This is a genomic window from Oligoflexus sp., assembly GCF_035712445.1.
Taxonomy (GTDB): domain Bacteria; phylum Bdellovibrionota_B; class Oligoflexia; order Oligoflexales; family Oligoflexaceae; genus Oligoflexus.
Genome location: NZ_DASTAT010000082.1, coordinates 1 through 10,949, shown reverse-complemented (window position 1 = coordinate 10,949; position 10,949 = coordinate 1). Strand labels below are relative to the sequence as shown.

Below are 10,949 nucleotides of genomic sequence, written 5' to 3'. Positions count from 1 at the left end.
TCGCAACATGATGCACTATCTCAGGAATGTCTTCCCCCAGCTTCTGCCCTGGCTCGACCATCGCTTTGAAACTGCGTGGCAGCAGGCCGGCTTCAAGGCTCCGCTCGATTTCATGAAAAAGCACTATCCTGGCTTTGATATCGGCACCTGGGTCGGCGGGGATCGCGATGGCCATCCTCTGGTCACCGCGGAAATTACCCAAAGAGCCCTGCAGGATCTGCGCTTGAATGCCCTTATCGTCCTCAGACATAAGCTGACGGACCTTGTGAAGAAGGCCAGCCTTTCGGATCAGATGCAGACGCCACCGCCCGTTCTTTCGGAGCGGCTCGTATTCTATGAAAAAAATTATCCGGAAGCCTATGCCGAAGCCCTGCGTTCCAATCGCGGCGAATCATGGCGGGTGCTCGGGAACATCATGATCGCGCGCCTGCCGATCCAGGTCGTACGCGATCATGCGACTCAGCTCGACGATCGAGCGTCATGCTACCAGACGCCGCGCGAATTGATGGAGGACTTTGCTGTTCTGCGGGATGGCTTTGAAGCCATTCGCGCCCAAAGGCTGGCTCAAACGGAACTCAAGAACGCCGTGCGGACGCTGCAGACTTTCGGTTTCCATTCCGCGCGGCTTGATATCCGGCAAAACAGCCGTTTCCATGATGAAGCCATGAGTGCGCTCCTGCAGGCGGCAGGCGTGGATAAGGGCGCTCAGTATCCGCAGTGGAGCCGTGAAGACAAGAAGGCCTTCATTCATCGCGAACTGAGCGTGGTGCGCCCCTTCTCGCTCCCCCAGCAGCAATTTGCAGACCAGGCCGAAGCTGTTTTGAGTTGCTACCGCGTGGTCGAGGATCATACCCGCAAATACGGGTACGAAGGGATCGGTTCCTTCATCGTGAGCATGACGCATTCCGCGGATGATCTTTTCACCATCTATCTTCTGATGCGGGAATCCGGTATCGGGAAGGTCGAGGACGGCCAGCTGGTCTGTCCGATCCCGGTGGTTCCTCTCTTTGAGACCATCGACGATCTGATCGATAGCGCGAGCATCATGGACGAGTTCCTGGCTCATCCCATCACCCAGAGCAGTCTGAAAAAGCAGGCGGCGATTCATGGCCTGAAGCGCCCGCAGCAGCAGGTGATGATCGGCTACAGTGATAGCTGCAAGGACGGCGGCATCCTTGCCAGTCAGTGGCATCTTTATCTGGCCCAAAAAGAAATGGCCGCGCTCGGTGCGAAATACGGCGTCGATATTATTTTCTTCCACGGTCGCGGAGGAACGGTGAGCCGTGGAGCCGGACCTGTTCATCGCTTTTTGCAGGCGCTTCCCAAGGGCGCTTTGAATGGAACGCTGCGCCTGACCGAGCAGGGGGAAACCATTGCCCGCAAGTATGCGAACCAGGCCACAGCGGTTTACAATGTGGAGCTGATGCAGGCGAGCCTGACCGCGGAAACGCTGCAAAGCCGCAAACGCCCGGACGAGGATCCCTGGTTCATGGAAGCGATGCAGGAACTTTCGGGCCGCAGCCGCGAGACCTATCACAGCCTCATCACGCAGCCGGATTTTGTGAGCTTCTTCCGCCAGGTCACGCCTATAGATGCGCTGGAGCATTCCCGCATCGGCAGTCGTCCTCCCAAACGCACAGGCCAGGCGAGCCTTGAAGATCTGCGGGCCATTCCCTGGGTTTTTGCCTGGACTCAGGCCCGTTTTTATCTGCCGAGCTGGTATGGAGTCGGGACCGCGCTGGAAGCCTTGCAAAAACAAAGGCCCGAGGATTTCCAAAGGCTGAAGCAGAGCCTGCCGAATCTGAAGCTGCTCAAGTACGTGCTTTATAATGTCGAGACCACAGTGGCCTCGGCCAGTGAATCCTTGATGAATGACTATGCGCAGCTCATCGATGACAAAGGGCTGCGGGACCGCTTTATGGAACCCATCCTGAGCGAGTTCCGGCGGACCCGGCAGCAGCTTATAGATATCTTCGGGGGCACTGTCGAATCCCGGCGTCCGCACGTTGTGAAAACCGTGCAGCTCCGGGAATCGAGTCTGGCCCTTCTGCATCGACTGCAGATCGACCAGCTGAGGACCTGGCGCAAGCTGCCGGAACACAGCCCGGAGCGTGACACCAGTCTGGAGGCGCTGCTCTTGACCATCAACGCCATCGCCGGTGGCCTTAGGAATACAGGCTGATTCACCAGCTCTGCAGTTTCGCAGGTTCGCCGTAGAGGAAATCATCGACGGCGACTGCATCCTTCCACTGCGCTTCGCCTGCATAACTCCCGAGGGCGACGTTGCCGTTGGTGATACGCACCTTCGCAATGCGGCGACCATCGGTGAACTTCACGCCGACAAAAGACAGGCTTTCGTTGCCGTTACCGGCTGCATCCACAGGCACGGTCAGGATGATTTTGCCTTTTTGATCAAAGTATTCAATCTTCGAAACATTCTGCAGATCGACGTCCGTGAAGACCGAACCAAAGCTTGTCACAGTCGCGGGTTCAAGGCTGCCCGGCACGGTGAAGGTCATTTCCAGAGTCGTGCTGCCGAGCGGCGCGAACAGTTTCTCAGGACTGAAGGTGCGGAAGAGTTTCGGCAGAAGACGATTGAGATTGCCGAATTCCACGTCGGCTTCACCGACCTTGGCGCTGACCTGCAGCTGATCGCAGGGGGCGCTGATCAGGATTCCGCGGGCCTTGAAAAAATCACCAGGGAAAAGATTCGGCGCCGATTGAGCGGCGGGCACTCCATCCCAGTTGATTTCACGATGGCCCTGGGGCTGGGTTCCTGCCGCGCCGACGTTGTTCACGCCGCCCAGATCCTTACGATAGAGATCAACAGTATCCTGAATATCGGCCGGCATATGACCGACATCACGACGAATGATAACGCCCTGGGCGCGTGAGGCATCAAGATCCGAGCTGACCGTACCATCACCGCAGGCGGCGGTCAAAGCCAGTGGGAGAGCCATCCAGAACAGTTTATGAGCGGTATTTTTCATGCTTATGATCCTTTGTGGGCTGAACGTTGCCGATAGACCGTTTATAAGCCCTCCGATTTTTTTAAGCCCTTCAGTGGCCCTTGGATTTTGTGATGGGATTTGCTGTGATTCGCCCTTTCGTTTGGCTTGCGTAAACCTTGCCCTTTCATTATGGTGTGAGGCCATTCACTGAAGGAGTACCTCTCATGGCCCCGAAACATTGGCTTGGTCTTTCCCTCTTGGTCGCCACCCCCATCCTCGCCGAGGAGGCGCCCCCAGCCCAGTCTCCATTGACGTATGAGGAGCCGACGCTGGACCGCGATAATCCCAAGCCTTTTGGCTTTAAGGTTGAATATGGCCAGAACCACGCATCGGGCAAGTCCTCGTACCTGCAGCGTAACGGTCGCCTTGGGACTCGTTACGAGAACGGCTTGGATGAAGTTCGTTTGGATGCCGATGGAAGCTATCTGCAGAGCAAGGGTCAGACCGTGGATGATCGCCGTCACTCGTTTTTCGGCTATGATCGTTACATCGGATCGCGCCTTTGGCTCTTCCTGCTTCATGACTGGGAAAGCAATAAGGTGGTGGGCCTGAACTACACCCAGTTGAGCGGCGCCGGTGTGAAGCTGGATATCATGCGCAATGCCACCTACGGATTGAACGTGGGCGTGGCCTATCTGAAGCGCGCGAAGCAGACGGAATTCACGGCGAATCTTGTCGACGCGAACAATCAGCCCTATACGGAAGAGCGCGTGACCACCAAGGATGACAAGGTGGTGTCGGCGCGTTTGAAGTTCAATTACAATACAGAGCTGACCCGCTTTGCGCTCGTGAGCTTCTACCAACCTGTGACCACGAAGAACGTGGATCCTGTGAGCGGGGTGAAGAAAGACGACTACAGCTGGTCGCTGGAATCGTCCCTGGCCTACAACATGACCAAGCAGATATATCTGAAGTATTCCTACTTCTACCGCTTTGATTCGCTGCAGACCGCACCGGGCGTCTCTCGTGATGAAGAGAAGACGATGCTGCAGCTCGGTTACGAATACTAATTCGCGGCCGTCTGAATCCAGCTTAAGAACGCATCGACGCGAGCAGCGTAAGCTTCGATGCGACAGGTTTTGCTGGCGGCACCCTCGGTGCTGCCGGACACCACGCCGATCAATTCCAATTCGCCCTGACGGGTGGCAAAGACCGGGCCACCGGAATCGCCGCGGCAGACCTGGCTTGTCTTGTCATCCTGGGGTTTCGGGAAGAATAATTTCTTCGCTTCCACAGTTCCCACCTGATTGCTTCCCATGCGCTTGGTTCCATCGAAGGAATCTTTGGCCAGGGAATCGGTATAGCCGTAGCCTACGAAGGTCACGGCTTCACCTTTCACCGGGGCCTGGCTCGCGAGTTTGATCGGGGCGATTCCCGGGGAGCTTGCGAGTTTCAGAAGCGCAAAGTCCTGCGTCACACGTCCAAACCAATCCGAGTACTGCGGATGAACAATGACATCCGTGACCTGGGTGCGAATCGAGCCGCCGTTGAATTCGATGAAGAGCGACGCGGGTTTTTCGCTCTTGCCTTCAAAGCAATGACCCGCGGACAGAACCAGCTCGGGGCCGATCAGCGTGGCGGAACACCAGAGCTTGCCGTCGCGGACCAGAAGGCCAACGGCAGCATAGTCGCTGGTAATTTTACCTTGGTAAATCTTTTGTTGTGAATCGCTGGGGCTCGCGCTGCCGCAGCCGAACAGGAGACTGCTGAAAAGGACACAGGGGGCGATGTGTCGGGCGATGGGCATAAGATACTCCGAGTTTTTTGATCGACAAGGCGCTCACCTTATCCAGAAAGCCCGGAGGGATCCAGAGAGATATGGGGAGGTTTCGAATTCTTCATGGTCTACGAAACATCCGCCAAACGCGATTCAGGCCATGCCTTGTGAAACTCATCCCAAACATTTAAGTCATGGATCGAGGATCCGCGATAAGGCGAAGCGGTTACCAGCACGCCCGAGAGGTTCTGCACGCTTTTGACCAGCTTCCCCGCCGCATGTATCGCCACGTTTTTGTCCAATATTCCACGCACAACGAGCGTCGCGTTCGGGTTCCACTTCATCTGCTTCTCCAAAAGATCCCGGCGCTTTTGGACATGCGCCAGCACTTTTTCCGCCTTCTGAAGCCTTTGCTGCAGGGCCTGTTGCTGCTGCTGGGCCTCGGCGGCCTTGCGTCCCTGCCCGGTGGTATTGATATCCTTCAGCTGCCTGCTCACCGTTTCCTTGTAATCCTGGACGTGGCGCAGTCTCTGATTCATCCGCTGCCAGCGAACCTCGGTCGCATAATTCGTTCCGATGCGACAAACCGTATTCTGACCCTGAGCCATTCCCAGATGCCTCACGGCCATCGCATTCCAGCAGCTGATCGCCCCGCCGCTGATCACCCCGCGCGCAGGATCCCGAACAACCAAAGGCCCGCCGCACACGACTTCACTATTCAGTATGGATTTTTGAACCTCAAGGCCACCTTTCACATGAAGACGGGAATTTTCCACGAATTGCGCCACGCATGTTCCGCCGACGACCACGATCCCATCCTGCGATGTGATCACGCCGCCCGTCACCTCCAGATCCCGTCCCACCTTCACCGTCGCGTGACCGATCACGCCCTCCACCAGAAGCGAACCCTTCACCGCGACCGTGGCCCCGGCCTCGATATCCCCCTTCACCACCACGGCCCCATCAAAGGCAAGATTCCCGGTTGATAGATTAACCGAACCTTTATGCACATAAGTCTGGACTATCTGCAGCGTATTCCCATCCATTTCAATCAGCCCATCGCGCACCGCCATAAATCGTCCAGGCCCTTCCAGCTGCACCGATTCACCGGCCGTGATACGCGCCTCCAAGGCTGAACCGACCGCATGAATATCCTCGCCAAAAACATTCCGTCCCGGCACGCCATCATCATAGCGAACTTCCGCGATCAATTGCCCTGCACGCGCCAGGCGTGAATTCTGCCGCTCGCGCACATCATCGCTCTGCCCTTCCCGCAAAACCGGAGGATCACGATGGGAAAGATGCAGATAAGTTTTGCTGCCGGGTCTGGCGGGCTCGCCTTCCGCCATGCGCATGCCGACAGGGTTTTTTCCGCTCTTTAAAGCCTCAACAATCGCATCCAAGAATTTTTCATAACCAAAGACCACGCCCTGCTTGTGGCATTCATGCAAAAGCCAGTCGCTGGTCAGCTGATCCTTGACCGTGGCCAGGGCCTTCGGATGAATCTGCTTCACGACCGCCGTCATGCGCTGGGCGTCCACCTCCAGCTCGATGTAATCACTTTTCTGTCGGCGCATCAAAGCCCCGACCCGCACCTTCCAACGAGGCAGCTCCTCGCTGCCGCTGTCCTTGATCGCTGGCTTTTCCTCATGATGCTCCTGGTGATCGAGGACGTACTGCCTGTCGTAGGCAATCAGAAGGCTATAAGGCAGACCAAAGCCCACGGACTGGACCTTGTTATGCAGGGACCGCAGTTTTTCAATCGTATGTTCTTTCAGCCAGGTGAGCGCGTCCGGGTTTCCATCCTTCAGCGAACTGAACGCATGGTTATAGATCTTCTCGCATTTCGCCTCATCCTGCAGCAGCCGCGCATCAAAAATGTGCAGGGCCACATAATGATGCTGCCCATCCCTTTCCACCAGCATTTTCTGCCGCGGATAAAGTTCTGCATGCGGCGCAGCCTTCAGTGGCCACTGCTCAATCTGCTGCCCAGCTTTCATGAGCAGATAGATGAAACGCAGCTGCGCCCCATCCACCTTGTCATGAATTCCGAGATTCTGCAGCTGGCGCACGATATGAAAGACAAAGGCGCTGAAGAAAAGATTTTTCGCCTTCCGCTCGGAAAGACGACAGCTCAAAAGCGCCAGTTGCGCGGGAATTCGTGACTTTTGCACCAAAATTTCGCTGTAAGCGCGGGCGCCCTGGGCCAGGGTGAAACGAAGTTCCTTATCTGGCGAAAGAGTGTCCGCATGAGCCCGAATATGCTGCCAGAGCGCAAGGAATTTCTTTTCAAAGACTTCGAAGTATTCGATGTGCCCATCTTCCAGTTCCTCTTCCAGCTTTTCCCGGGCCTTATCCAAAGCGTCGGCCGGGGGACGCCGCGACTTCAGGCAGTCCCCCACGCGAAATTGGGCGCGGGCCCTCTTCAGGCGCACATTGTAAGTCACCGATACTTTTGGATTGAAGAACATAAGGCCCCCTGGCGGTGGTGCCTTCCTATCATAACAAGTCGGACCCGGGTTTGACAAAATTCCAAGTGGTCTTACATTAGGGAAACAGGCGTTTTCCCTGAAAGGAACTGTTTATGGCGCTTCCGGAATCTGAACATCCTCAATGGCCCCGTCCCCGTCGCCCCCATTATGCGCGTGCGCGCGTTCTGCATCCTGACTTTGGTGAAGAGCGCGAGGACGATATCATTCGCCACACGGATCTGCGCCAGCATCCTTTGGGGCAAAGGCCTGATCCTGCGAGCCTTTGGCCTGCAGTGCTGCTCCTTCTCCTCTTTTTCGCAGGATCCTATTGGTCATGGATTCATCCCGATGCCAACCCGCTCGCGGCCACCCAGGACCTTGTTTATAAAAAAGGCGAAATCTGGCGACTTATGACCACTCTTTGGGTGCATGCGGATATCGCCCATCTGCTTGCCAACAGCGGCCTCTTCCTCATCTTTGGTCTCTTCCTTCGAAATTATTTTGGACTCTGGGCCTTCCCCGGACTTTCCCTTCTCGGCGGCATGGTCACAGGAGCCCTGGCACTTCTCACCTATGGCCCCGAGACGAGGCTCATCGGGGCCTCAGGCATGGTCTACTTCATGGCCGCCCTGTGGCTGTTCCTCTTTTTGAAACATGCCGATTATTTAAGCTGGACCCATCGGGTGATGCGAACCATTGCCTTCGCCTTGGTGGTCCTGGTCCCCACGCAGTTCGAACCGCAGGTCAGTTATCGCACCCATGCCATAGGATTTGCACTTGGGCTGTTTTTTGGCTGGCTCAGCGCGCCTTGGATGAAACCTGTTACCAACCTTTCTGCGCCCCCGTTTGAAGAGCATGAATATGCACTGAAGGCCACCGATGTGGAGGAGGATCTGCTGCCTTAAAAGAAGGTATGGGGAATAATTCTGAACACGTAAAAGAAAGCGCATGTCTCTATGTTCATTTCCAAAGTGATATGATAAAGCCAGTGCAGCATCGGATCGCGAAAGGCAAGGATCATGACTGCGAAGCTGGTCAATTTAATTGTGCAGGATGAACTCAAACACGTTCGGGAGCAGCAGTATGCGCTGGACCAGTTCGCTCTGACGGCAGTCCTTCTTCCCGCAGGTCTTTTCATCAGCACCAACGATAAACTCCTGCGCGTGGCCGGCTACGATAGAAGTGAACTTCATCATAATCCTTTTCATGATTTCCTGGCGGAAGAGTTTCGGAAGCTTTTCACCGATCACGTTTTGCCCTTATTGAATCGTGGCATCCCCTGGCGAGGCGAACTTTGCCATGTGGCACGGAATCAGAATCTTTTCTGGACGGAATCCACCATCGTCCCCATCCTCGACGGCACACGCACTGTCACACATCTGCATTTCATCGGCTTTGAGATCACCGAACGCAAGGCGGTGGAAAAAGCCCTGATGAACAACTCGATTTTTTTCACCAGATTGATGGACATGGCTCCGATCGGATTTTTTCTGGCCGATGCCGTGGGCAGCTGCACATATATCAATAAGGTGTGGAGCGACACCAGCGGGTGCCGTTTGCGCTGCGCTCTGGGCGAAGGCTGGCTGCGTGCCCTGCATCCCGAGGATCGCGATCGGGTCGTCCAGGCCTGGCAGGCTTTTGTGCAGGAGCGCCAGCCCTTCTGCTGCGAGTATCGCTATCAGCGGCCTGACGGTCGAAGCGTCTGGGTGCTCGCCACGGCCGAAGCCATGGATTTCGCCCCGGATGCGCGGACCCAATTCATTCGCGTCGAGCAGGATCTGACGGAAAGAAAGGAACACGAACTGCTCATCAATGAGCAAAGAGCCCAGATGGTCGCTGCCTCCAAAATGTCCGCTCTGGGCGAGATGGCCGGCGGAATCGCTCATGAGATCAATAATCCTCTGGCCATACTTCAGCTTTGCTCGCGGCAGATTCTGCGCCTCGTCCGCACCGAGGCGAACCCGAATCCAAGGCTGGTCGAAACCGCCGAGAATATTCGTCACACCACCGATCGGATCGCAAGCATCATCCGTTCTCTTCGAGCCATTTCCCGCGACGGCCACAGCGATCCCTTTATGCCGACGCCCCTGCGCACGCTGATCGACGACTGCCTGGAACTGTGTGCCGCCCGTTTTCAGTCGCATAGCATCACGCTGACCGTCGCCGCGTTTGATCCGGCCCTTACGGTCTGGTGCCGCCCGGTTGAAATCCTGCAGATCCTTCTGAATGTTTTGAATAATGCTTTTTCGGCTCTGGAGGCTCTTGAGGAAAAATGGATCGAGATCGGAATTCTCGATCGGGACCTGTTCGTGGATATCGAAGTGACCGACAGTGGCCGGGGCATAGCGCCCGAGTATCATGACAAACTCTTCCTGCCCTTCTTCACCACCAAACCCATAGGCAGTGGAACAGGTCTGGGCCTCAGCATTTCCAAAGCTGTGGCGCTTGATCATCACGGCGACCTTTGGCTCGACAGCAGCAGTCCCTATACACGTTTTGTGCTGAGACTACCGAAATCCCCTGGAGGACAGTCATGAACATCATCGAACGCAACAATATCACGATTCAGGGCCAAGGCAGCCAGGCCATGATGTTCTCGCATGGCTACGGCTGTGATCAAACCATCTGGCGCCTTTTGGCTCCGGCCTTCTACGATGATTATGAAGTGATACTCTTCGATCACGTCGGCGCTGGAAAATCCGATACTTCGCAATACAATCGCAGCAAGTACAGCACGCTTCACGGTTATGCCGATGACATCGTGGAAATGGGGCAGAAGCTCGACATTCGTGGCGGCATCTTCGTCGGGCATTCGGTCAGCTGCATGATAGGCATTCTAGCGGCCATCAAGGATCCGCAGCTCTTCGATCAGTTGATTCTGCTCGGGCCCTCGCCCTGCTACTTCAATGAGAGCGATTATCAGGGTGGCTTTTCCTTTGAGGCGATCGGCGATATGCTGCAGCTCGTGGAAAGCAACTATGATAGCTGGGCCCGAGCCATGGCGCCTTTGATCATGGGCCATCAGGATCGTCCCGAACTCGCCGCGGAATTGACTGAAACCTTCTGCAGAAACAAACCGGAAATCGCCAAACACTTTGCGCACGTCACCTTTCTTTCGGATAACCGCAGGGATTTGCCGCAGCTCAAAGTTCCCTCCCTCATCATGCAATGCTCCGAGGACTGCATCGCACCTGAAAGCGTGGGGCGCTATCTGCATCGCGTGATGCCTCAATCCACCCTGCGCCTGCTCAAAGCCACCGGCCACTGCCCTCACCTGAGTGCGCCTGACGAAACCATCGAGGCCATGCGGGACTATCTGAATACCAAGGAAAGAATTCAGGGGGTAAGAGTTTAAAGGCGAAGATCGCCATCCGCTGTCTGAATTCCTCCGTCAAGCATCAGGTATGAACGCTTTTTTCCGTTTTGTTCAAGATGATCCTCCCTCGGCACCGATATATCCCTACCAATTCAATGCAACCGAGTCTCAGCCAACTGGAGGATGGACACTTCATGCCACCTATTATTCTTGAATTCCTCAAGTACTTCGCCCTATCAAAAAAATCCGTTTGGGTTGCCTGGCCTCTGGTTCTGGGGACGGTTGGGGCCGTGGTGCTGGCGGTGGAACGGGAACGTCTTTTCATGAATAATCTTTTTGATGTGACGGGCAGTTATCCCGCCATCGTCTGTGATGAACGAGCTTTGACGGCAAGGACCGCCGACGGGACCTGTAACGACCTGAGCGTTCCCGGC

Annotated in this window: 9 protein-coding genes; 6 read left to right on the top strand and 3 right to left on the bottom strand. The window is 55.8% G+C overall.

Annotated features, from left to right (window positions below; genetic code table 11):
* Positions 1 to 2,182: phosphoenolpyruvate carboxylase (locus tag VFO10_RS18550; protein ID WP_325142919.1), on the top strand; the 2,182-nt coding region annotated here is incomplete at its 5' end.
* A 1-nt stretch (position 2,183) separates the two neighbouring features.
* Here the strand turns inward: VFO10_RS18550 and VFO10_RS18545 are convergent.
* The gene (locus VFO10_RS18545) at positions 2,184 to 2,990 is read right to left on the bottom strand and encodes a hypothetical protein (protein WP_325142917.1); all 807 of its coding nucleotides are present in this window, start codon (positions 2,988 to 2,990) and stop codon (positions 2,184 to 2,186) included.
* A gap of 185 nt (positions 2,991 to 3,175) precedes the next feature.
* Here VFO10_RS18545 and VFO10_RS18540 point away from each other — a divergent pair, with 185 nt between their 5' ends.
* The gene (locus tag VFO10_RS18540; protein ID WP_325142914.1) at positions 3,176 to 4,021 is read left to right on the top strand and encodes a DUF481 domain-containing protein; all 846 of its coding nucleotides are present in this window, start codon (positions 3,176 to 3,178) and stop codon (positions 4,019 to 4,021) included.
* Here the strand turns inward: VFO10_RS18540 and VFO10_RS18535 are convergent.
* A complete protein-coding gene (locus VFO10_RS18535; protein ID WP_325142912.1) occupies positions 4,018 to 4,758 on the bottom strand; it encodes a S1 family peptidase in 741 nt (246 codons plus the stop codon). The two genes, VFO10_RS18540 and VFO10_RS18535, sit on opposite strands and share 4 nt — an antisense overlap.
* Before the next feature lie 98 nt (positions 4,759 to 4,856).
* A complete protein-coding gene (locus VFO10_RS18530) occupies positions 4,857 to 7,199 on the bottom strand; it encodes a FapA family protein (RefSeq protein WP_325142911.1) in 2,343 nt (780 codons plus the stop codon).
* Positions 7,200 to 7,312: 113 nt separating this feature from the next.
* Here VFO10_RS18530 and VFO10_RS18525 point away from each other — a divergent pair, with 113 nt between their 5' ends.
* From VFO10_RS18525 to VFO10_RS18510, 4 genes are all read left to right on the top strand, one after another.
* Positions 7,313 to 8,104 carry a rhomboid family intramembrane serine protease gene (locus tag VFO10_RS18525; RefSeq protein WP_325142909.1) on the top strand — a complete coding sequence of 264 codons (792 nt, stop codon included), beginning with the start codon at positions 7,313 to 7,315 and terminating at the stop codon, positions 8,102 to 8,104.
* Between the two features lie 114 nt (positions 8,105 to 8,218).
* Complete coding sequence (locus VFO10_RS18520; RefSeq protein ID WP_325142906.1) at positions 8,219 to 9,736, top strand: PAS domain-containing sensor histidine kinase; 1,518 nt, start codon at positions 8,219 to 8,221, stop codon at positions 9,734 to 9,736.
* A complete protein-coding gene (locus VFO10_RS18515; protein ID WP_325142904.1) occupies positions 9,733 to 10,554 on the top strand; it encodes an alpha/beta hydrolase in 822 nt (273 codons plus the stop codon). Before VFO10_RS18520 ends, VFO10_RS18515 begins: the two co-directional genes overlap by 4 nt.
* Positions 10,555 to 10,709: 155 nt before the next feature.
* Positions 10,710 to 10,949: hypothetical protein (locus tag VFO10_RS18510; protein ID WP_325142902.1), on the top strand; the 240-nt coding region annotated here is incomplete at its 3' end.